Genomic DNA, 23,874 nt, shown 5'->3' on the forward strand with positions numbered 1-23,874 from the left:
TATATGTACATTATACACTATGTTTAAATTTAATTAAGTAACGAATGTTACATGGAAATAGATTTTTAAGTAATAATTTGAAAATGTTTTATAATATTATATTTAAATGATTGTAATAATCTAGAAGCTATCAAGTTTTTTAATAGGTAAATGAATGTGATATAATAAAAAATAGATGTACATGAGAGGGAGATATAGATGAATAATAGCAAACAATTTAAAGACTACTTAAGAAATAAAGATTTAGTAAATTTAAAAACAATACCCAAATCAGATTTACACAATCATGGTGGATTAGGCATGAGATTTGATAATATTTATAAATATACTAATGAGAAAATAAAAAATCCAGCTAAAGATATGTATGGAATAAAAGGATTAGATGATTTTATATTTAATGAATATATAAATCATATAAAGACTAAAAAAGATTTTTTATGGACTATAGAATCTACAGTAAAAGATGCAATAGAAGATGGAGTAAGTATATTAGAAGCTAGTATAGATTGTCATGATAGCCTTAGATTTGAAAATGAAAATGAATTCTTCAATAGTATAGACAATATAGTAAAAAAATATAAAAATGATATAGATTTTAGACCTGAAATAGGAATTGCAAAAAGTATAACTGATGAAAATTTAGAAAACATAATACCATCACTTATAGATAGTAATATATTTAAATCTATAGATTTATATGGAGATGAAGATTTAATTGGATTTGAAAGATATAAAAACTATTATGATTACGCAAAGAGTAAAGGGCTTAAACTAAAAGCGCATGCAGGTGAATTTTTAGGATCTGACAATATTAAAGATGCAATAGAAACTTTAAATTTAGATGAATTACAACATGGATTTAGAGCAGTTGAAGATGATTATGTTGTAGATATGATAAAAGAAAGAGATATAAGATTAAATATATGTCCAACTAGTAACTTATATTTAAAAGCTATAGACAATATAAAAAATCATCCAGTAAAATCTTTGTTTGATAAAGGGGTAAATATAAGCATAAATACAGATGATTTAATTGTATTTAACTCAAGCGTGAGTGAAGAGTATTTAATGCTTTATTCAAATAATGTATTTACAGAAGATGAATTAGATATCATTAGAATAAATTCTCTTAAATAAAAGATATGGCAATTATTTTGCCATATCTTTTTTAAGTTAAAACTATAGATTTAAAATTATCAAGACCTACTCTATTTATAAAATTTCTTAGTTTTTCATTTTTTTCAGCATTTTCAATATAATAGTTTATAATATTTTTAAACACTGTATATGATAAATTTTCACTCAAATTAGATGCAATTTGATATCCGCACTGAGGTTTATCTCCAGCACATCCACCAGCAATTATAAAAAATTTTCCGTTACTATCTACTAATATACCTATATCTTTAACATAAGCACTTACGCATGAATTTTTACAACTAGAGATAGCTACCTTAGTTTTAGCTGGTAACTCTATTTTATAAAAATTATTTATGATTTTCATATAAATACCTATAGTTGGGTGTTTAGACATTCTACAAAAATTAGAAGTACATATTGTTATATTAGTAAGTAAATACTTACCTTTAGGTATCAAATCCATATTTAAGTCTTTTATAATAAGATCTAAATTTTCTTCTTTAATATTTATAATAGAAATTTTTTGATTAGTACCTATTTTTATAGTTGCATCATATTTTTTAGCAACTTCACCTATATGTATAATAGTTTCGGGTAAGATAAATGAACTATTCAGGTTAGGAGTGATAGTATATTTATTTTTATAATTTATATTTTTTTGAAGCTTAATATATTTATTCATAGACTAAATTCCTTTACTTATTTTGATAATTTATTATAACCTATTTACAATATAGAAATAAATGTATTTAATAGTATTTATAAGAAAAATAAGATTTACAAAATATTAAATATAGTGGAGGTAAAATATGAATGATTCATTTAAAATAGTGATGTTAATAAGAGAAGTATATTCTAAAGTAATGAATAAAATAGAAGAAAGTTTAGCAGATAGTGGACTTACACATCAACAAATAATGGTACTCAAAATTGTAGCTCATAACAAAGAAATAAATATAACTCAATTGTGTAATGAAATGTATTTATCAAAAGGCACTGTATCAGGGATAGTAAATAGATTAGAAAAAGCTGACTATATAAAAAAAGTAAAATATCCAGAGGATAAGAGAAATACTTATATATCATTTTCAAATAAAGGATTAGAGTTTGCTAAGGAATTTAGAATTAAAGTAGAAGAAACTTTCGGAAATTTATTTGATAATTTAACAGATAAAGAAAAAGATGAAATATATGTAACGTTAAATTTAATAAAAGAAAAATTAAAATAAATGTTTGACAAAGTATAATAGCGGGTATATCATAAGTATATCAAAATGGTTCGCATGCGAACTAATTAGGAGGAGACAGTATGAGTTTTAAATTAATAGCAGCTATTATAGCTATAACATTAGCTTTAGTATTTTATACAATTGGGGTATTTAGTGAAAGAAAAGCTAAAGTATTAAAGAAAAATCATTTAATAATGTTTTATTTAGGTTTAGTTTGTGATACAACAGGTACACTTATGATGAGAAGTATTGCTCAAACAGGTACTATGGGAATTTCACAAACTGCATTAACAATACATGGTATTACAGGAACACTTGCTATTTTATTAATGTTATTCCATGCAGTTTGGGCTACTTGGGTGCTTTATAAAAATGATAAAGAAAAACAAGTTGTATTCCATAAATTTAGTATATTTGTTTGGTGTGTATGGTTAGTACCATATGTAATAGGTGCTATGATAGGGATGATGCACTAAAATTAACTTAATATACAGATAAAAACACCTTTTTAAAAAGGTGTTTTTATTTTGAAAATTATTAAAATTTATAAAGATATATTGTTTAAATTAAAGTATAATCAGTATATACATAATATATGGAGGGGAAAAATGAGATATACGGAGTATGGGAAAACTGGCAAAAAAGTTTCAGTAGTTGGCTTTGGGGGATTAAGATTTGATTTAGAAAAAAGTGATGAAGAAAATGCAAAGTTGATAAAATATGCTTACGAAAAGGGAATAAATTACTTTGATACAGCACCTGGATATTGTGATGATAGAAGTGAAAAAATATTTGGTATAGCTTTTAGAGATATGATAAAAGAAGGTAAAAAAGATTTTTATGTTTCAACAAAAGGTAAACCCAAAGTATATGATACAGCTCAAAAAGCGATAGATGCAGTAAAAAAATCAATAGAGATATTAGGTGTAGAAAAAATAGATTTTTATCATGTTTGGTGTATTAGAAAAATGGATCAATATGAACTTGCAATGAAAAAAGGTGGACAATATGAAGGGCTATTAAAATGTAAAGAAGAAGGCTTAATAGATCATATAGTATTTTCATCTCATCAACCAGGAGATGAAGTTTTAGAAGTTCTCGATGAAAATAAATTTGAAGGTGTAACTATGGGAATTAACGTATTGAACTTCCCTTATAGATGGAAAGGTGTAGAACATGCATATAATAATAAATATGGAGTAGTAGCTATGAACCCATTAAATGGAGGTACTATTCCTAAGCATAAAAATGAATTATCATTTTTAGCTAAAGAAGATGAATCTGCAATAGATGCCGCACTTAGATTTAATATAGGAGCACCTCAAATAACTGTATCACTAATTGGATTTGGAAGTTTTTCAGATATAGACCATGCATGTAAGATAGCGGATGAAAATGAAGTATATAGTGAAATTGATATAAATAATATAAAAAGTAAATTAGGAGAACATTTAAATGCTATTTGTAGTGGATGTGGATACTGTAAAGTATGTCCTATGGATATAAATACTCCAGCATATATGCTTTTATATAATGAAAAGCAAATGTTTAAAAAAACTAATGAACAAATGATAAAAGAAGTTTATGGACTTGAATGTTGGAACTATACGATGAACAGCAAATCACAAGCAAAAGAATGTATAAAATGTGGTAGATGTGAAAGAGAGTGTACTCAACATTTGCCTATAATAAAAAGATTAGAAGAGATAGCTGCTTGGGAAAAAGCAGGAGTAAATGATATAACTGTATAAATTAAATTATTAAAATCCAGGTATATGTAATAATATATATGCGTGGATTTTTATATTGTAAAACTTTTTTTAAGTTATTTAAAGTGATATAATTAGCTTACTAAAAAACAGGAGGATAGATATGAAAAGCATACTAAATAACGTAATATATTTAAATCTAATAACTAGTGGGCTAAATCCAAATTCCTCTGAAATAATAGAAATATCAGCTATAAAAATAATAGATGATAAAATATATAAATTTAATACATTGTTAAAACCTTTTGAAGAAGTTCCAGCCAGTGTACTTGGATCTTGTAAAAATTTAAAACAAGAAGATTTAGAAAAGGCTCCAACTGTTTATCAAATTAGAAGTAAATTATTAGAATTTATAGGAGATTATCCAATTATTATTCATGAACTTAGCTTTCAAATGGAATTTCTAAGAAAGTATATATTTATGGATAAGAATTATAAAAATGAATTTCTAGATTCAATGCAACTTGCTATGATTTTAGAGCCATATCATAAAGATTTTAATTTGAATTATTTAGCTCAAAATATAACTAAGTTGAATAGAAATAAACAAAATAGAGCTTTAAATGATGTAATGATAAATATACAAGTAATTAATTCTTTGATTTTAAGATTATTTAAAAATGAAGAAACTAGATTAGATAAACTTTATTTTAACTTAGATCAATACTTTCTAACTGCAAACTTAGAAAAATGGGAATGGAGTAAATATTTAATAGAGGTAGACAACAAACATGATTATGAAAAATATATAGTTTATGAAAATATAGATAATAAATTTTCTAATAATCATAATATAGATTTGATAAAATATAAAAATAATTATGAAGAATTACTAAAAATAAAAGAACTTTGGGAATCATCGAAAAACTTTAGCTATACATTCAGACCAAGACAGTATGAGTTTACTAAATTTATAAAAGATGTTTATCAAAGTAATAAATCAATTCCTAAAATAGGGTGCATAGAAGCTCCAACTGGAATAGGTAAAAGTGTAGGATATTTAATACCTGCAATAATGGAATCCTTATATAATAATAAAAAAGTAGTTATTTCAACAGACACTAAAAATCTTCAAATGCAATTAATAAATAAAGATATACCTACAGTTTTAAAATCTTTAAACCTAGAAGATGAAATAAACTATGGATGTATGAAAGGTAAGAATAACTATTTATGCAATAGGAGATTAGACGAATATAAAAGAAATAAGGTATTTAAAAGTAAAGTTGATTTATTAAAATTTATATACATTGAAAGGCTGATACAAACAGGGGAATATGGTGATATAGAAGAAATATCTCAAGACGTAAAAAAAGTATTTACAGACATAGATGATTTAATTATCGACTTAAGATGTGAATCAGATATATGTTACCCAGAAAAATGTATAGAAAGATGCTTTTATAAAAATAGAATAAAAGAGTTACCGAAAGAACATATAACAGTTATAAATCATTCATTATTAGCAAAATGGCCTTATAAAGAACAAAAGCAACTAGATTATTTAATAGTAGATGAAGGACACAACTTAATGGAAAAAAGTTATGACTTTTTTACTTTAGAATGTAACAGTTTATTACTAGAAAAGCTTGTAGATGATTTATATCCTCATAATGATTTAAATCATAAAAATGTTAGTACGATGGATAAGTTTTATATAAGTGTTGTTGGAAAGTTGCAATTAGACAATAAAATAAGAACTAGATTACAAGAAAATATAGTTCTAGTTAAAGAAAGTATAAACAATATATTAAATGGATGTAATAAATCATTAAAAAGAGATTTATATGATCACTCTTGGGAGGTTAATAGACAAGATCCACCGTTAAATCAAGTTGCTATTAAGAATAAAATTAATATAAATGAATATCTTAGAAAAGAGTTTAAAAATGTAATTATATACTTGAAAGAAATGTTGAAAAGTTTAAATTACATGATAGATGAATGTGAAAAAGAAGGCGAAGATGATAGCTACTTATTTAATAGTATTAGTGCTAAAGTTGTAGATATAGATAGTATAATAACTACAATTGAGAATTTTATAGAAAAAGATATAGATAACTATTGTAGGATAGTTGATATAAATCATGAATACAAATATTTTAATATACGAGTTATCCCTATAGATGTAGCGGAATTATTTGAAAGCATGTTTTTAAGCTCCGTTAATACGGTAATATTTTTATCAGCAACATTAAATATAAATAATAGTATGAATAATTTTAAAAAGACATTGGGATTAAATAAACATGATACTATAGATAAAACTATAAAATCTATATATGACTATGAAGGTAAAACTAAAATATTTGCAATGGATAACTTTCCTAAATATAACGCACTAAATGATAAATTTATAGATGAGACAGTAGAATTAATAGAACAAATATGCCTAAATAGCAATGGGCATGTATTAGGTCTATTTACTAGTAAAAATAGACTCGATAAAGTGTACGATAAGCTTTTACATAAGCTAAATGTACATAATATAGAGCTGTACAAAAATAAATCTTCCGTTAATCACTTAAGAGATTTAAGTAAAAAATGTGTAGTACTAGCTTCAAAGAGTTGCTTTGAAGGGGTAGATATACAAGGAGAGGGACTAACTTGTGTGATTTTAGATAAGCTTCCTAATAAAAGTTTAGATGACCCTCTATATTCATCCATAAGAAGTTTCAAGAAAATGACCTATGATGATGTTAATTATCCGCAGCTAAGTATAAAAGCAAAACAAGCTTATGGAAGGTTAATAAGAAGTAAATATGATTATGGATATTTTATTATTCTTGATATAGGAAATAATAATTCGACTATAAATAAATTACAAAGAGATTTACACAATTGCAATATACAAAAGGCAGATAAAAACTATGTAATTAACAATATAGAAAAAGATTTTAAAAAGTGGAAAATAAATACATTTAAAGAAATATTAAAAGATATTAGGTGTGATTTATATAGTCCAATAAAAGTTATATACAAGGACAATGTAGAAATGAGCAGGAAGGACTATATAAATGAAGAAGTAGCTAAGAGAAATATTGCTCTTTATATTAAAGATATAGATACAAAAAATAAAAAACTTAAAATTGCATATAAATAATTAAAAAATAATAAAAAAGACTATTTTAAAAAATTTTAAAATAGTCTTTTTTATTATTTTTAGTTAATAGGAAAAAAATTACAAATATACTTGAAAAATACAATTAAGAATACTATAATCTAATTAAGTAATTACTTAATCAAAAGAGGTAAATATGAATAAAGTTGCAAAAATATTTAAAGCATTAAGTGATGAAACCAGACTTAAAGTTCTTTTGCTGGTTTCAAATAGAGATATATGTCAAAAAGGTATATCTAAATACTTAGGAATAAGTGACTCATCAGTTTCGCAACATATAAAAATTCTAAAAGAAGCTGAAATAATTACTGGATATAAAGAAGGCTATTATGTGTTTTATCATGTAAATGAACATGTATTTGATGAATGTATAGACTTTTTTAAATCCATAGGAAGTGTTAGTAATAATATTTTAGAAATTTCAAATATGAAATTAATCAGCACAGACTGTACCAAAAACTGTAAATCAGTTAATAAGTGCTGCAAAAGAAGGGAGAAGTAAAAATGAAAGTTTGTGTACCAGTAGAAGTAAATGAAGGATTAGAAAGTAAACCATTTGGGCATTTTGGATCAGCTCCAATGTTTGTAGTTTATGATTTAGAGAATGATAAATTATCACAAATAGATAATGGAGATTTAGGACATGAACATGGAAAATGTCAACCTATAAAAGCTTTATCAGGAAATGTAGTAGATGCAGTTATAGTAGGTGGGATAGGCCAAGGAGCTATAGTTAAACTAAACTCTATGGGAATTAAAGTATTTAAAGCACAAGCAAATACAATAAAAGAAAATATAGAATTATTTAAAGCTAATAAACTAAATGAGTTCCCAAGCAATCATACTTGTTCTCATGATGGATGCGGGCACCACTAAAACTTAAAATACAATATATTTAAAATGTGTTGAGATGAATTCTCAGCACATTTTTTTTTACAAGAGTCTTAATATACTTGTAAATACTATTATTTATGTTATTATTACTTAGATAAATGAGTTTAGGAGGAATACAAATGAGAATGCTTTTTAAATATGCAGTAGAATATAAAGGACAATTTATATTAAGAGTATTTACAATTTCATTAGTTGCATTAGCAAGTATATGTTTTGACTTTATGATGGGGTTTATAGTAGATATATTTGCAAGTGGACAAGTAGAAAAGTTTATACCTATAGTTATATCAACGATGATATTAATAATTGTAATGTTTTTAACTGAATACATTGATGGACTTGTAATGTCAAAGTATATAAAAAATACTGTTAACTATTTAAGATGTGATATTTTTAATAAGGTTATAAGTAAAGATATTAAAGATTTTTCTCTAGATAATAGTGGAAAGTATATATCAGTATTATATAATGACATAAAATTAATTGAAGACAACTTTTTGAATAATATATTTTTAGTTATATCATCTTTATTATCATTTACTATATCATTGTGTGCGTTGTTTTACATAAGCCCATATATTGTAATTTTTATAGCTATATTTGGCGTATTAGGATTTATAATACCCAATTCACTTTCAAAAAAGTTAGTTATTGAGAAAAATGAGTACTCAAAAAACTTAGAAGAAATAACATCTGTTACTAAAGATTTATTTTCAGGATTTGAAGTTATAAAAGGCTTCAATATAAGTAAGAAAATAAATAGATTATTTATGGAAAGTTCTATAAATGTTGAAAATGCAAAAAGAAGATGTTCTATACTAGAAGCAATTATAAAAGGATTTTCTTTATCTTTTAGTGTAACTATATACTTAGGGGTATTGATACTAGGCGGATATTTAATGTATAAAGAGAGTATAACAGTTGGAACTGCAATTATAATTATACAACTAAGCACTCATATAGTAGGGCCAGTAAAAACTAGTATATCATTAATAAACCAGATGAAATCAGTATCTTTAATAGGTAATAAAATAGAAGATATACTATATATTTCAAATAAAGATACTGAAAATGAAAACTTAAAAGATTTTAATAAAGTTGTAGAAATAAAAAATCTCGAATTTTCATATACCCCAGAACGAAAAGCCTTAAAAAACATAAACTTAACTTTTGAAAAAAATAAAAAGTACGCTATAGTAGGGGAAAGTGGATGTGGAAAAAGTACATTAATAAAATTACTTATGAGATATTATACTGATTATAGAGGAAATATTAGTATAGATAATATAGATTTAAAAAATATTTATAGTGATGATTTATACAAGATTATATCTATAATACAACAAAATGTATTCATGTTTGATGATTCTATAAAAGAAAATATAAGATTGTTTTCAAATCATAGTGATGAAGAGGTTTTAAAAAGTTGTGAAAGAGCTGGTATTATTGGATTAGTAAAAAGATTAGAAGATGGAATAGATTCATTAGTTGGAGAAAATGGAAATAAGTTATCTGGAGGAGAGAAACAAAGAATAGCAATAGCTAGAGCTTTAATAAACAATACCAAAATACTTATTTTAGATGAATCTACATCGGCACTTGATAATGAAACAGCATATAGTTTAGAAAAATCTTTACTTGGATTAGATGATTTGACTATGATAGTAGTAACTCATAAGCTTATAAAAAGTATATTGGTTGATTATGATGAAATTATAGTAATGAAAGATGGGTCTGTAATAGAAAAAGGTAGCTTTGATGAATTGGTAAAACTAAAAGGATATTTTTATAGTTTATACTATATACAAAGTGAAGATGAAATTTAAATCAATATAGGTATTATCTAGTTAAACTTTACTAATAATAAGTATAAATATAGATTTACTTATTTATTAATAGGTATAAAATGTAAAAAAATGTTTAGAAAACTTATTAAATAGGTATATATAGATACATAAATCAAAATTAAATATGGAGGACTTATATGTTTTCAAGAGCAGAATTAAAAAACAAAGCTAAAGATCAATTAAAAGGAAAATGGCTATTAGCTATATTAGTATTTATTTGTTACTCAGCTATATATCAATTAATTAATGTGAAACTTACAAACTCAACTGATGGTTCAGGAATAGGAATAGCTTTAAATATAGTAGGATTATTAGTTTATGGATCTATACAAGTAGGTATGAGTAGATTTACTTTGAAATTAGCAGCAAAAGACCCTACTACTCAATTTAATGACTTATTTTCAGGGTTTGATGTATTTATAAAAGCATTAATTATGAATGCTATCATGGGTATTTGTGTATTTATAGGAACATTTTTATTTATAATACCAGGTATTATAGTTGGAATTATGTTTTCTCAAGCAAATTATATATTAGCTGAAAATCCCCAAAAACCATCAATAGAATGTATAAAGCAAAGTGTTGAAATGATGAAAGGATACAAAATGAATTTTTTCATATTACAGTTAAGCTTTATAGGATGGTTAATATTATGTATGTTAACATTTGGAATAGGATTATTATGGTATGTTCCATATTATCAAATAACAATGACAAACTTCTATTTAGAAGTAAAAGAAAATTATATAAAATAAATAAAATAGGCTACTTATTCTAAGTAGTCTATTTTTATCTATTGTAATAAGTTGAAATAAATGATATATTTTAAGTAAAAAAATAAAATAAAAGAGGATTTTGTATGTATTTGCCAAATAAAATCACTAATGTATTATGTAAAATTGATAGACCATATGAAATTAAATACGAAAATGGTAAGATAACATATATATATATAAAAGATAAAGATGTAAAAATTGAAGCTTCAAGTAAAGGATTCTGCTTAAATATGAAAGGTGGACCTATATTTTTAAATGATTTAAAGTCTTTAGAGCCGTTGCTTGTTAAAGTAGGAGCTATAGAAAAAAGACCAAAGTCAAAAAAAGAAAAATTGAAAAGAGACAATTTAATTGAATTATTTTCTAAGAAAAGAAATACTTTTTCTGTTGAATATATAAATTCTAAAGTTTTATCTATAAAGATGGAAAATTCAGGATTAGTTATTAAAAAAACTGGGGTAGGATATGCTATGATTGTTAATAATGAAAGTATATCTATAGACAATGTGTCATCTTTAAAAAAACTACTTATAAAGATGAATATAATAGAAGATGATAAAAAGGTAAATAAAAGTTCAGAAGATGGAATTTTATTTGAACAATTAACTTTAAATCTAGATGAATTATAAAAAAGGAGAAATTACTATGGGATGCCCAAATTGTAAATGTAATAAAAATAAAATAAGTGAAGAAGAATATAATGAGCTTAAAGAATATTTAGAAGATGAAATAAAAGAATTCAAAGTTATAGACTATATAAATAAAGAAAATAAATCAGATAGATTTGTTGAAGTTGAATTTGAAGACTATATATTGGAGTTAGAAGATATAGATACCAACAATTTAACTTTAGATATAGTTATTGATAATATTATAAGAAATAAAATGGTATAAAAAAAGGCGACAATTTAAATTGTCGCTTTTTTTATTATCTAGATAAACTTCAAATCAAAAGATTATAACTAGACAATAGTATTAATATCAAGAAAGCTAAACATACACTTTTTGATATTATAGATAAACCCATAGAAAATATAAGCTTCAATCTATGAGGTAACATGGAAAAAACTATGAATATTGATAGTCAAATTAAACCAAGTAAAGTTAACATAGAATTTTACCTACCTATTTATTTTGACATCATATTTTCTATTAAGTTGTAATAGTAGTATAACCTTTATAAATCAATATAAAACCTAAAAAGTTAAAATTATATGAATTAAATCAAAAAAAATTTACATAATAATATTGTAAATAAAACCAAAATATTAAAATATATACAAATATGTATATAAAACGTATTTAATGAAAAAAATTGCGAAGAGGTAATTAAAAGCAAAAGATTGAATTTTTATAGGTATATAAAAAATTTATGAGGGGATAGATAAACATGAATATATACAAAAAAATAATTATTTTAATATGCCTATCATCCATGATGTTGGGGTTTAGTCTATCATCAAAAAATGAAATCTCAAAAAAAATAAAATTAGACAAAGTAGATGAAGAAATTAAAACTGAGAATATCAATGAATCAGCAGTAAAATATGAAAAAGATATAAAAAAACTTATGGACTATAACAAAGAAGAAGTGCGAATTTCAAATGTAAATTATATTAGAAAGAATATAACAATACCAAGTGGAATAAATAATGATGAAATGAAATCTGTTTTACTTAATACAGTAGGAGCTAAAACTATGGTACATTTATCAGATGCATTTGTAGAAGCTGAAAATAAATATGGAGTAAATGCATTTTTTATGGCTGGAGTTGTAGCACTTGAGAGTGGATTTGCAACATCTAGAAGAGCGGTTGAAGATAACAATTTAACTGGATACGAAGTTTATAGTGATGATTCAGAAGGAAAGTTATTTAAAAGTCAAATAGAGTCTATATTACAAACAGCAAAACATTTAAAAGAAAACTATTTAACTGAAGGTGCAGTTTACTATAATGGATTGTCAGTTGATGCAGTTCAAATAAAATACTGTCCAGATGAAGGAAAAGGTAAAAATTGGGAAGGTAAGGTTAATGAATTAGCTAATTCGTTTTTAAATACATATAATAATTTATATAAGGTTGATGTTCAAATTGCAGATAATAAATAAAGAGACTTAATTTAAGTCTCTTTATTTATTATATACTGACTTAGGAGTCCATAATTTTCACGAGAGTTAAACATAAAATAAGAGGAGTAAAAATTTACAATAATAGAACTATTATATAAATATTTATTTTGATTTATAAAGTTTAAATCGCTATTTATTATATGGTGAATTGCTAGAGGCAAGTGCTCTTTAAATCTATCATACATATATTTAACTTCGTAAGGGTAATAACCCTTTAAAAAAATATATATAAATAAGTTATATGTATTTTTATCAATTAAAATCCATTCTCCTAAAATTTCATCTCTTAAATTAAAGTTAACTTTTGAATAATTATAAACATTACTTATATCTAAATTTAATATTCCTGTTTTATTATTATTAGTTAAAGTGTACTTTCTATTTGATAAATCATGATAACAATTATTACTACAAAGAAAATTAATCTCTAATTTATCAAAATTAAACGTCATTAAATAACCTCCTATATTTAGTAATTAATAAAATATATTCCTAATTAAACAAAAGTATAATAAAAAGACCTTATTTATATAAAACTAATATAAAATATAGATTTTTAAGAAAGGATATGCTATGAGACAATATAAACAAATAATAACAACAACTATAGTAGCTATGCTTTTATCTACAAATTTAATATTTTCACAAGATAAAGTAGAGAAACTTATGCCGTCTGCTGATGTAGTTTTTATAAATTTAAATTTAAAATATCCAGTAGTTCAAATGATTCTAAATGATGAAACAGAGTTTAAAGAAGATGATATTATACTATATGCAGTATCAATTAATAGAAAGTTTAAATACGATTTAAATGATTTAACAGAGCTTTATAAATCAGAAAATGAAAAAGTATTAGTAAAGTTTTTAAGAGATAAGAAAGAAGAAACTAAGATACTTTCAGGAAAAGATTTTAGAGGCGTGTATCTAAGCTTTAATCAACAATTTTGTGGAACTATAACAGCAATAAAAGAAGATGGAAGCTTTATAGGACTTAGTCATAATATAGGAGGATCAGAAGTTGCAGAAAACTCTCAAGTGTTTGAAACAACATATATTCACTCTGTAAAAGCAACACTATTTAATGATGGAGGGTTAAAACCTCATATAAAGGAAAATAAAGACGGTAAATTGAATTACTTAGGAGATGTAAATAGATACAGTGATTATGGTGTCGAAGGTAAATTAAACAACAATAAATTTGATGATAAAAAAGCTATTGAAACAGGAAAACCTAAAAAAGGAATAGCTTATATATATTGTAAATCACCTATTACAAATGAAAAAAAACTTCATGAAATAGAGATAATTAAAGTTTACAAAGATGGAGCAAAGATAAAAGTAAAAGATAAAGAGCTTAAAGAATATAGAGGTGGAGTTATTGGTGGAATGAGTGGATCACCTGTAATTCAAGATGGAAAGTTAGTTGGAGGTATCAGGTCTAGTTTAATTTATAACCATAAAGTAGGGTTTATATCAAATATAGATTATATGTTGAACCCAGATCAATAAAAATAAAAGCTATGAAATTATGTAAAATAATTGCAATAATTTTTATTGTATTTTGTACAGTCGGATTTAACGATGTTGATTTACTAGATGAAAATAACCCTAAATGGTACATGGATACTGATAACGATGGGTTACCTGATGCATTAGAAGAGATAATACTAACTGACAAATATAAAAAAGATACTGATAATGACAGATTAAGTGATGAATATGAATTAAAAAATAATATGAATCCTTTGAAAAAAGATTTAAATAGAGGGTTACAATATAAACTTAGTGATAATTATATAAGTGAAGAATTTGAACTAAGTAAGGATATAAATGTAAGTGAATATATGTTATTAGAAAGTGCTGACATTGTTAGCAAAGAGATTAAAGAAAAAGATATTGGTAAAAAAATAAAAGAAGTGTATAGAGATAAATATAAATCTATAGAGAATTTTGAAATTATTAGATTTGAAGATGGAAGTAATGGATTTGGAGGTATAGCTTTAAAACAAGGAAATACATTAATAGTTGCGTATAAACCTACTAGAAGTTATAGAGATTGGATTGAAAATTTCACTATACAGTTTATGCCACATCCTCAAAGAGACTATGCTATAGATTTTATAACTCCATTAATAAATAAAGATATAAAAATATATATAACAGGGCACTCACTAGGAGGTCTATTAGCACAGTATTCAACATATGAACTAGTTAATCAAGGTTATAATAATATAAAAACAATAACTTTTAATTCAGCTAACACATTTAACCCTAGACATATGAAAGGTGAATATGCTCCTCCTATTGTAAAAAAAGAATTAATAGAAGACTATGGATTAGCATATTTAAAACTACTTCCTAAAAAAGAGGAAGAACATATAATAGATATGAGTTATATAACTAAATTTTTAAATAAAAGTATAGGATATAGTGGATTTATAGATATAGAGAAGTTTAAAAAAAGTGACTTTAAAAACTATAATGATATAGTTAAAAATTATATTGTTTCGAAAGATCCTTTATACTTGGTGATTGGAGGTGGCTATCTAGGGGTAAATAAAATAAAGGATGTGGATTATGCACCAATAGATATCTTAAATGATAAAGAAGTATTTCAAGATTATCATAGATTAGAAAATTTTGTAGATGTCTTAGAGGATTGATAATTAAAAATCAATCCTTTGAAAATATTTGGGTAAAATGTTGTAATATGTTAAAATACGCCGTATAATTAAAATTAAAAATATAATAAAATTATTAGGAGGATTTAATATGCTTAAATTTTTACAGCGTATAGGGAAATCATTAATGTTGCCTATAGCATCATTACCTATAGCAGGTATAATGTTAAGACTTGGACAACCTGATGTAATAAGTGCTCTTGACGGTATACCATTTATGCAAACGATATTACCGTTCTTTGGCGCAGCAGGATCAGCATTATTTGATAACTTACCATTATTATTTGCACTTGGTGTTGCCGTAGGGTTTTCAGATGATCAAAATGGAGCAGCAGCATTAGCTGGGGTAATATCATTCTTTACATTAAATAATGTTGCAAAACAGTATTGGACTATGAATTTAGATCCAGATATTGTAGCTACATTAAATACATCATTTCTAGGAGGGATATTAGCTGGACTAATAGGAGGTATTTGTTATAATAAATTTAGAAAAGTTAAACTTCCTGAATACTTAGCATTCTTTGGAGGTAGAAGACTTGTTCCTATAATGGCAGGGCTTATATCTGTTATAATTGCAATACCTTTAGGGATGGTATGGCCAAACATACAAGCTGGATTAACTGATTTTTCAGCATGGATAGCAGGACTTGGAGCTATAGGAGCTGCTATGTTTGGATTCTTTAATAGATTATTAATACCTGTAGGACTTCACCATGTATTGAATTCATTTTTCTGGTTCCAATTAGGTTCATATAATGGACAGAGTGGAGATATAGCAAGATTTTTAGCAGGAGATCCAACTGCAGGTCATTTTATGGCTGGATTTTTCCCAATAATGATGTTTGGATTACCAGCAATAGCATTAGCTATGTATTTTGCAGCTAAGAAAGAAAATAGAAAAGCAGTAGGAGGAATGTTAGTGTCACTTGCACTTACATCTTTCTTAACAGGAGTTACAGAGCCAATAGAGTTCTTATTTATATTCTTATCACCGATGTTATTAGTAGCACATGCATTGCTTACAGCGGTATCATTCTTTGTGGTAGATACATTAGGAATATTAAATGGATTTACATTTTCAGCAGGAGCAATTGATTATTTGATAAACTTTGGAATAGCAACTAAACCTTTAGAATTACTGTTAGTAGGGTTAGGAATGGGAGTAGTATATTTTATAGTATTCTACTTATTAATAGTTAAATTAGACCTACCAACTCCAGGAAGAGAAAAAGATTGTGATGAATTTGATCAAGATGGAGCAGAAGAAGTCATTAAAAGTGATGATGATCTTGCTAAAAAGTACATAGAATATTTAGGAGGATCTGAAAATATAACAAAAGTAGATAATTGTGCTACTCGTTTAAGATTAGAATTAGTAGACACAGATAAAATGAATGAAAAAGGATTGAAATCTATCGGAGCAAAGGGTGTTGTTAAATTAAATAAAACAAGTGCTCAAGTTATAGTAGGGACTACTGTAGAATTTGTTGCAGATGGAATGAAAAATATACTTAAATAATTAAAAGAGTGTCAACTGACACTCTTTTTTTAATAATATTCATTAAAGTCACAATCTATACTAAATTCATTAGGACTTAAAAGACCTCCAAAAGATATAGATATATTATTCATTTGGCTTGCCAATCTTTTATTAATAACTACATTATATCCATCTACTTCAAATAAATCATCGTCATCTTTTAACTCATCCAGAGTCATATGAATTCTAGCGTCTGCTCATAAGCTTATAGTTCTTATAAAAATTCTAATATATTTTTTATTATCTTCAGAACTTAGGATTTTATTAAGTTCTGTCTTTGCTGAATTATATATTTTAATATTCATGTCAAATCTCCTTAGTCAAATTTACTTAATTATATAATAATTATTAAAAATTGTAAATTTAACGAGTGAGTTAATTTTAAGATAATGTTTGATTATTTAGGCAATCATCACAAACGAATCCTTCATTAGGAAAATAGTTATTTTCGTTATGAGGAAAAGGATTAAGGCAACGACAACATGTACTATTAAAATATTTAGGGACTGTATAAACTTCAATTCCAGGAACGCTATTAAAAGTATTTAGTGTTTTAGAAGCAGTAAAATAATCTTCATAAATGTGCTTAGCTTCATCAATAGCTTTTCTTCTTAAATAACTATCATTCATAAAAATACCTCCTACATATATAAATTTTATACAGATTTAGTATTCCTAAAATTGTAAATATGTATTAAGTAAAATTTGGTAGTTAATAGAAATATATTAAATATTATTATATAATAATATTTATATAAACATATGAGGGTAAAGATATGAAAAAAGAAATAAAAATATCAGTCAGAAATCTTGTAGAATTTGTAATGCGTACTGGAAGCATAGATACAACCAGAGTAAGCTCTATAAAGCCAGTAGAAGGGACGAGAGCACATCAAATGATACAAAGGACATATGGTGATAATTACGAAGCAGAATATTATTTAAAATACAATTTTGATTATAACGATATAAACATAACGATAGAAGGAAGAGCAGATGGCATTTTAAAGGAAGATGACAAAATTATAATAGATGAAATAAAAACAACATTAAAAAATGTTTATGAATACAATGAAAATATAAACCCTCTTCATATAGCACAAGCTAAATGTTATGGATATATATATTGTATGCTAAATAATTTAGATGGAATTTATATTCAGCTTACATATTATAATCTAGATTATGGAAATATGAATAAAATAATAAGGTATTATAGTTTAGAAGAGCTTGAATATGAGTTTTTCAACTTAATAGATGAATATAAAACATGGATAAATATGGAGCGTGAATATCAAGTTAAAAGAAATAAATCTATAGATAATTTAGAATTTCCATTTAATACTTATAGAAAAGGTCAAAGAGAATTTGCTGTATACGTATATAGAAGTATACTAGAGGGTAAAAAATGCTTTGCACAAGCACCAACGGGTACAGGAAAGACAATCTCTACATTATTTCCAGCTATAAAAGCTTTAGGTAAAAATCATACTACAAAAATTTTTTACTTAACAGCAAGAAATGCTACCAAAGATGTTTGTGAAAAAAGCATATTACTAATGAAAAATAGCGATTTAAATTTAAAGTATACAACAATATCAGCAAAAGATAAGGTGTGTAAAAAAGATGAAACTAACTGCAATCCAGAATATTGTGAATATGCAAAAGGATATTATGATAGAATAAATGAGGCATTAAAAGAAATTTTGATAAATGAAAGTAATTATTCAAAAAATAATATAGACAGATTGAGTGATAAATATAAACTGTGCCCGTTTGAATTATCGTTAGATTTAACAGTGTTTAGTGATATAGTAATATGTGATTATAATTACATATTTGACCCAAAAGTTTACTTAAAGAGGTTTTTAGATTCTAACAATAAAGAGTATACTTTTTTAATAGATGAAGCACATAACCTAGTAGATAGAAGTAGAGGTATGTATTCAAAGTTACTATGTAAATCACAATTTGATAGTATTAGTAAAATTTTAAAAGGTAAGGGTAGGAAGCTTAACTATGCCAATAATAAAATAAAATCATATTTTAAAAATATAGATGAAGAATTAACTACATATAAAGAGATTAACCTTTTAAATCACATTGAAAGTATTGAAATTGATATAGAGTTATTAAGCTTATTAAAAAGCTTTGTTCAAAAAATAGATGAACACTTAGAAGAAATAAATACTGAAAATGAGGAACTTATAGATCTATACTTTGAAATTAATAGCTTTTTAAGTATTGCTGAATTTTATGATAACAATTTTATAACTATTTTTGAACAAAGTAAAAGTGATATTATAGTTAAAATAAATTGTATAGATCCATCAAAAATAATTGCAAAACGTTTGGAAAAAGCTAAATCTACAATTATATTTTCAGCAACATTAATACCTATAAATTATTTTAATAAAATGTACAATAAACAAGAAGAGGATTATTTTATAAGTTTAAATTCTCCATTTAATGTTAATAATAGAGAGTTAATATTTGCAAATAATATAAATACCACTTATAATAGACGATATGAAACTTGTGATGATATTATAGAGTATATAAAAAATTGTGTTGAAAGTAAGGTTGGAAACTATATGGTGTTTTTCCCATCTTATAGTTATATGAATTTAGTTTATGAAAAAATAAAACAAATACATAAGCATATGGACATACAAGTTCAAACTACTGATATGAGTGAGGCAAATAAAGAAAAATTTTTAGATGCTTTTAAAGAAAATAACAAGAGTACTCACATTGGATTTTGCGTATTAGGGAGTCACTTTTCAGAAGGAATAGACTTAACTAATAATAAATTAATTGGAGTAATAGTAATTGGAGTTGGAATGCCTCAAATAGGGATTGAAAGAAACCTTATAAAAAATCATTTTGATGCTAAAGATTATAACGGATTTGATTATGCTTATACTTATCCGGGTATGATAAAAGTACTCCAAGCTGCGGGAAGATGTATAAGAACTAGTGATGATAAAGGTATTATAATACTTATTGATAGTAGATACTCCCAAAGCAGATATCAAAAACTATTTCCCAAAGAGTGGTATCCTAATAAAGTTGCTCGAAAAAGTGAGGATATAAGGAATATATGCAAAAACTTTTGGGAAAGCATGAAGGAAATTTAAAGTATTTATGTAATATAAATAAATATATTTTATATTACAAGGTTAAAGACCATATTAAAATTTAAGATGGGGGGCAATAACAAAAACATGAGTGACAAAAAAGAAAAGAACAGTAGCCTTATTAAAAAAATAGCGATAGGATTTTTAGCGCTATTTGGATGTGGAGTAGCGGCTGTAAGTATATTTGTTATGGGCATATTAATAAATACTCCAGATATAGATCCAAAAAATATGATATTTGCGGAAAACTCTATAATATATGATTCAAACAATCAGGTTACAGAAAAAATTCAAGGTCCAGAATCTAGATATGTAGTGAAAAATATGAGTGAAATACCCAATAATATGAAAAATGCTGTACTAGCTATAGAAGATCATACTTTTTACGAACATCATGGGATTAATATAAAAAGAACTGTAGGTGCATTTTTTCATAATATAGAGGCTGGATACAAAGCTCAGGGAGCTAGTACAATAACTCAACAGTTAGCTAAAAATGTTTACTTGACTAATGAAAAAACTTATAAAAGAAAAATAAAAGAGTTATATTACGCTTTAAAACTAGAAAAAGAATTGAGTAAAGATGAAATATTATTAGCTTACTTAAATACTATGTCTTTAGGACAAGGAACTAGAGGAGTTAAAGCTGCTGCAGCTAAATATTTTGATAAAGATGTATCTGAACTTGATTTAGCAGAATGTGCACTTTTAGCAGGTATAACTAAGTACCCAAGTAAATACGCAGCATATAAGACATCGCAATTAACTTTACATGATGATCTAGAAAATGCTCAAATAATTATATATGCTCAAGACTATGTACCAACAGATGATGATCTTGAAATGTATTCTATACTTAGAGAAGATGGTAAAATAGATCAACTTACTTATGATGCACTTAAAAAAGGTAGAAAAGTAGTTTATCAAGCTAAGTTTAATGATGAATCTAAGAAAAGACAAGAAGTGGTATTATCTAGAATGTTAGAACTTGGATATATAACAAAAAGCCAATATGATGAAGCTTTAAATGAAGAGATAAAGATAAAGCTAGGAGATAAAGTAGACAATAAAAATTCATCTTATTTTAATACTTTAGTAAAACAAGATGTTATGGATGCGTTAGTTAAAGAAGGATATACTAAGGACGAAGCAGAGGATATGTTATACAATGGAGGACTTAGAATATACTCTACGATAGATTCTAGTATGCAAGATGTAGTGGAAAAAGAATATAATGATAGTTCTAATTTCGCTGGAACATACAGAGATGACAATGGAAATTTACAACCTCAATCTGCTATGGTTGTAATGGACAATAATAATGGTCAGATCAAAGCAATGGTAGGAGGACGTGGAATAGGAGGAGATAGCTTATACAACAGAGCTACAAATCCAAGACAACCAGGATCTTCTATAAAACCTATTGCTGTATATATGCCTCTTATGGAAAGAGTTGGAATGACACCACAATCTTTAATGAATGATGAACCTATAAAAAAGGTAAAAGGAAAAGATTGGCCTAAAAATGCAGGAGGGTCATATCATGGAAAAGTAGGAATGAGTGAAGCGCTTAAACATTCATATAACGCAGCAGTAGTTCAAGGTGCTGCAATGCTTGGAGATAATGAGCAAGAATCTATGGAAATAGTATTAAAAGCTTTAAAAGATGTAGGTATAACTACTATAAATGACAAAAGAGATAATAACTATTCTACTGTGTTAGGTGGTATGGATAGAGGGGTGTCGCCTCTTGAAATGACAGCAGCATATGCAATGATAGCAAATGGTGGAGTATACGTAGAACCTATAACATTTACAAAAATAGAGTTATCTGATGGAACTACTTTACTTGATAATAAACCTGAAAAGGAAAGAGTATATTCACAAAATACTGCATATTATATGACCAAAATGCTGGAAGGTGCAGTTAATGATGGAACAGGTAGACGTGCTAGAATGTCTAATATGGCAGTAGCAGGTAAAACTGGAACAACTAATGATAATAAAGATGCATGGTTCTGTGGATTTACACCATACTATACAGCATCTGTTTGGATTGGAAATGACAGACCAAAAACATTAGCGCAAGGAAGTGGAATGTCTGCATCACTATGGAAAGACATTATGAATCAAATACATGACAATTTAGAAGGTAGAGACTTTGATAAAGTTGGACCTTTTGCCGATGTAGACGTAACATATAGACCGGGTATGAGTGCTAGTCCAAAGCCGGAGCCAAAGCCAGAAGAAGAAAAACCTAAGGAAGAACAACCGACTACTCCGGAAACACCAACAGATCCGAATCAGCCAGTAGATCCAAATCAACCGACTGACCCGAATCAACCAGTAACACCACCAGTAAATCCGGAACAACCAGTGACGCCACCGGTAACACCGCCAGTAACACCAGATCCACCAGTTACACCACCGGTAACACCACCAGTAACAACACCAACAGATCCACAAACACCACAAACTACAAATCCGCCAGCGGCTTAAATAAAAGACATTAAAAAAAGAACTCTACTATCAAAGTAGAGTTCTTTCTTATTTTTATTATATTTTAAATACAATGAATAACATATAAGCAACATAAGCAATTATTAACATAATCCCTTCAAACTTACTAATATCTCTTTTTCTAATTGAAAATAAATAAGTAATTATAGTTATGAATATCATTATAACTATATCTAGGAATAAACTAGGATCTACTGGCATTGGACTAATTAAAGCAGATACTCCTAGTATGAATAAAATATTAAATATATTAGATCCTATAACGTTACCTAAAGCTATATCACTTTCTCCTTTACTAGCAGCTATAACAGATGTAACAAACTCTGGAAGAGAAGTTCCTATAGATACTATAGTTAATCCTACGATTTTTTCACTAACCCCAAAATTAAGAGCTATTGCAGATGCAGAATCTACTACTAACTTACCACCTATTACTATCCCTACAATACCTATTATAGATAACAGCACCGATTTAGACATAGACATAGTTGCTACACAAGTGTTATTACCATTATCATTATCTAATAAAGTTGTAACTGAATTTGAATCAATTTTTTCGTTTCTAGAATTTAATGCAACTTCTAATAAATAATACATAAATATTCCGAAAAACATTAAAAATACTAAACCATCACCGTTAGATAATATTGGGTTTTGACTTTGCTGAAACAATAAGTCATCAGTTAAAACTAATAATAAAACAGATGATAATATAAGGAATGGAAACTCCTTTATAAGTATAGATTTTTTTACTGATAATGGTTTTATAAACGCTGACATACCTATAACACACAATAAATTAAATATATTAGAACCTATTACATTACCTAACGCAATACCATTTTGACCTTGAATAGAAGCTGTGATGCTAACTGCTGCTTCAGGAGCGCTAGTTCCAAAGGCGACTATAGTAAGACCTATAACTAAAGGTGGTATTTTTAATGAAGTAGCAATACTTGAAGAACCGTCAACAAAATAATCCGCACCTTTTACTAATAATAAAAACCCTAATAATAATAATACATAAACCATAAAAACATCTCCTTAAAAAAATATATATAAATAAAAAAGACCTTCTAAATA

22 protein-coding genes are annotated in these 23,874 nt (G+C 26.1%); 17 read left to right on the forward strand and 5 right to left on the reverse strand.

Going from position 1 to position 23,874, the window contains the following annotated elements; all coding sequences use genetic code 11:
* The first annotated feature begins 198 nt into the window (after positions 1–198).
* The gene (locus ACEXNK_RS08805; protein ID WP_373599398.1) at positions 199–1,137 is read left to right on the forward strand and encodes a hypothetical protein; all 939 of its coding nucleotides are present in this window, start codon (positions 199–201) and stop codon (positions 1,135–1,137) included.
* 31 nt (positions 1,138–1,168) lie between these two features.
* Here the strand turns inward: ACEXNK_RS08805 and ACEXNK_RS08810 are convergent, their stop codons facing one another.
* On the reverse strand, positions 1,169–1,822 hold the full coding sequence (locus tag ACEXNK_RS08810; protein ID WP_373599397.1) for an NAD(P)/FAD-dependent oxidoreductase: 654 nt from the start codon (positions 1,820–1,822) through the stop codon (positions 1,169–1,171).
* A 127-nt stretch (positions 1,823–1,949) separates the two neighbouring features.
* On the opposite strand from ACEXNK_RS08810, the gene ACEXNK_RS08815 reads away from it, so the two are divergent.
* The 11 genes from ACEXNK_RS08815 to ACEXNK_RS08865 all read left to right on the forward strand — a co-directional run bounded on the left by ACEXNK_RS08815 (position 1,950) and on the right by ACEXNK_RS08865 (position 12,886).
* The gene (locus tag ACEXNK_RS08815) at positions 1,950–2,369 is read left to right on the forward strand and encodes a MarR family winged helix-turn-helix transcriptional regulator (protein ID WP_373599396.1); all 420 of its coding nucleotides are present in this window, start codon (positions 1,950–1,952) and stop codon (positions 2,367–2,369) included.
* 80 nt (positions 2,370–2,449) lie between these two features.
* Positions 2,450–2,845, forward strand: a complete 396-nt coding sequence (locus ACEXNK_RS08820) for an HsmA family protein (RefSeq protein ID WP_373599395.1) — start codon at positions 2,450–2,452, stop codon at positions 2,843–2,845.
* 132 nt (positions 2,846–2,977) lie between these two features.
* Positions 2,978–4,120, forward strand: a complete 1,143-nt coding sequence (locus ACEXNK_RS08825) for an aldo/keto reductase (RefSeq protein ID WP_373599394.1) — start codon at positions 2,978–2,980, stop codon at positions 4,118–4,120.
* A 121-nt stretch (positions 4,121–4,241) separates the two neighbouring features.
* Entirely contained in the window at positions 4,242–7,241 is a 3,000-nt protein-coding gene (locus ACEXNK_RS08830) for a helicase C-terminal domain-containing protein (protein WP_373599393.1), read from the forward strand.
* Positions 7,242–7,395: 154 nt separating this feature from the next.
* Positions 7,396–7,761 carry an ArsR/SmtB family transcription factor gene (locus ACEXNK_RS08835; protein ID WP_373599392.1) on the forward strand — a complete coding sequence of 122 codons (366 nt, stop codon included), beginning with the start codon at positions 7,396–7,398 and terminating at the stop codon, positions 7,759–7,761.
* 2 nt (positions 7,762–7,763) lie between these two features.
* Complete coding sequence (locus ACEXNK_RS08840) at positions 7,764–8,135, forward strand: NifB/NifX family molybdenum-iron cluster-binding protein (protein WP_373599391.1); 372 nt, start codon at positions 7,764–7,766, stop codon at positions 8,133–8,135.
* A gap of 137 nt (positions 8,136–8,272) precedes the next feature.
* Complete coding sequence (locus ACEXNK_RS08845; RefSeq protein WP_373599390.1) at positions 8,273–9,979, forward strand: ABC transporter ATP-binding protein; 1,707 nt, start codon at positions 8,273–8,275, stop codon at positions 9,977–9,979.
* A 158-nt stretch (positions 9,980–10,137) separates the two neighbouring features.
* On the forward strand, positions 10,138–10,755 hold the full coding sequence (locus ACEXNK_RS08850) for a DUF975 family protein (protein WP_373599389.1): 618 nt from the start codon (positions 10,138–10,140) through the stop codon (positions 10,753–10,755).
* Between the two features lie 104 nt (positions 10,756–10,859).
* Positions 10,860–11,405 carry a hypothetical protein gene (locus ACEXNK_RS08855; RefSeq protein WP_373599388.1) on the forward strand — a complete coding sequence of 182 codons (546 nt, stop codon included), beginning with the start codon at positions 10,860–10,862 and terminating at the stop codon, positions 11,403–11,405.
* A gap of 16 nt (positions 11,406–11,421) precedes the next feature.
* Positions 11,422–11,670: a hypothetical protein gene (locus ACEXNK_RS08860; protein ID WP_373601583.1), complete on the forward strand. Its 249-nt coding sequence runs from the start codon at positions 11,422–11,424 to the stop codon at positions 11,668–11,670.
* A gap of 496 nt (positions 11,671–12,166) precedes the next feature.
* On the forward strand, positions 12,167–12,886 hold the full coding sequence (locus ACEXNK_RS08865) for a glucosaminidase domain-containing protein (RefSeq protein WP_373599386.1): 720 nt from the start codon (positions 12,167–12,169) through the stop codon (positions 12,884–12,886).
* Positions 12,887–12,897: 11 nt separating this feature from the next.
* Here ACEXNK_RS08865 and ACEXNK_RS08870 read toward each other — a convergent pair whose 3' ends face one another.
* Positions 12,898–13,359 (reverse strand): staygreen family protein, encoded by a 462-nt coding sequence (locus ACEXNK_RS08870; protein WP_373599385.1) that lies wholly within the window; start codon positions 13,357–13,359, stop codon positions 12,898–12,900.
* Between the two features lie 121 nt (positions 13,360–13,480).
* On the opposite strand from ACEXNK_RS08870, the gene ACEXNK_RS08875 reads away from it, so the two are divergent.
* From ACEXNK_RS08875 to nagE, 3 genes are all read left to right on the forward strand, one after another.
* Positions 13,481–14,416, forward strand: a complete 936-nt coding sequence (locus ACEXNK_RS08875) for a SpoIVB peptidase S55 domain-containing protein (protein WP_373599384.1) — start codon at positions 13,481–13,483, stop codon at positions 14,414–14,416.
* Between the two features lie 11 nt (positions 14,417–14,427).
* Positions 14,428–15,570, forward strand: a complete 1,143-nt coding sequence (locus tag ACEXNK_RS08880) for a lipase family protein (protein WP_373599383.1) — start codon at positions 14,428–14,430, stop codon at positions 15,568–15,570.
* 109 nt (positions 15,571–15,679) lie between these two features.
* The gene (gene nagE, locus ACEXNK_RS08885) at positions 15,680–17,110 is read left to right on the forward strand and encodes an N-acetylglucosamine-specific PTS transporter subunit IIBC (protein WP_373599382.1); all 1,431 of its coding nucleotides are present in this window, start codon (positions 15,680–15,682) and stop codon (positions 17,108–17,110) included.
* Positions 17,111–17,139: 29 nt separating this feature from the next.
* Here the strand turns inward: nagE and ACEXNK_RS08890 are convergent, their stop codons facing one another.
* Together ACEXNK_RS08890 and ACEXNK_RS08895 are read right to left on the reverse strand one after the other, a co-directional pair.
* Positions 17,140–17,310 (reverse strand): hypothetical protein, encoded by a 171-nt coding sequence (locus ACEXNK_RS08890; RefSeq protein WP_373599381.1) that lies wholly within the window; start codon positions 17,308–17,310, stop codon positions 17,140–17,142.
* Between the two features lie 202 nt (positions 17,311–17,512).
* Positions 17,513–17,761, reverse strand: a complete 249-nt coding sequence (locus tag ACEXNK_RS08895; protein ID WP_373599380.1) for a hypothetical protein — start codon at positions 17,759–17,761, stop codon at positions 17,513–17,515.
* Between the two features lie 146 nt (positions 17,762–17,907).
* Between ACEXNK_RS08895 and ACEXNK_RS08900 the strand changes: the two genes are divergently transcribed.
* Both ACEXNK_RS08900 and ACEXNK_RS08905 read left to right on the forward strand, forming a co-directional pair.
* Positions 17,908–20,271, forward strand: coding sequence for an ATP-dependent DNA helicase (locus ACEXNK_RS08900; RefSeq protein WP_373599379.1), 2,364 nt, complete (start codon positions 17,908–17,910; stop codon positions 20,269–20,271).
* 87 nt (positions 20,272–20,358) lie between these two features.
* A complete protein-coding gene (locus ACEXNK_RS08905) occupies positions 20,359–22,770 on the forward strand; it encodes a transglycosylase domain-containing protein (RefSeq protein WP_373599378.1) in 2,412 nt (803 codons plus the stop codon).
* Positions 22,771–22,827: 57 nt separating this feature from the next.
* Here the strand turns inward: ACEXNK_RS08905 and ACEXNK_RS08910 are convergent, their stop codons facing one another.
* Positions 22,828–23,823 carry a calcium/sodium antiporter gene (locus tag ACEXNK_RS08910; protein WP_373599377.1) on the reverse strand — a complete coding sequence of 332 codons (996 nt, stop codon included), beginning with the start codon at positions 23,821–23,823 and terminating at the stop codon, positions 22,828–22,830.
* Positions 23,824–23,874 lie beyond the last annotated feature (51 nt).

It is taken from the genome of Paraclostridium bifermentans (assembly GCF_964259345.1).
GTDB lineage: Bacteria > Bacillota > Clostridia > Peptostreptococcales > Peptostreptococcaceae > Paraclostridium > Paraclostridium bifermentans_B.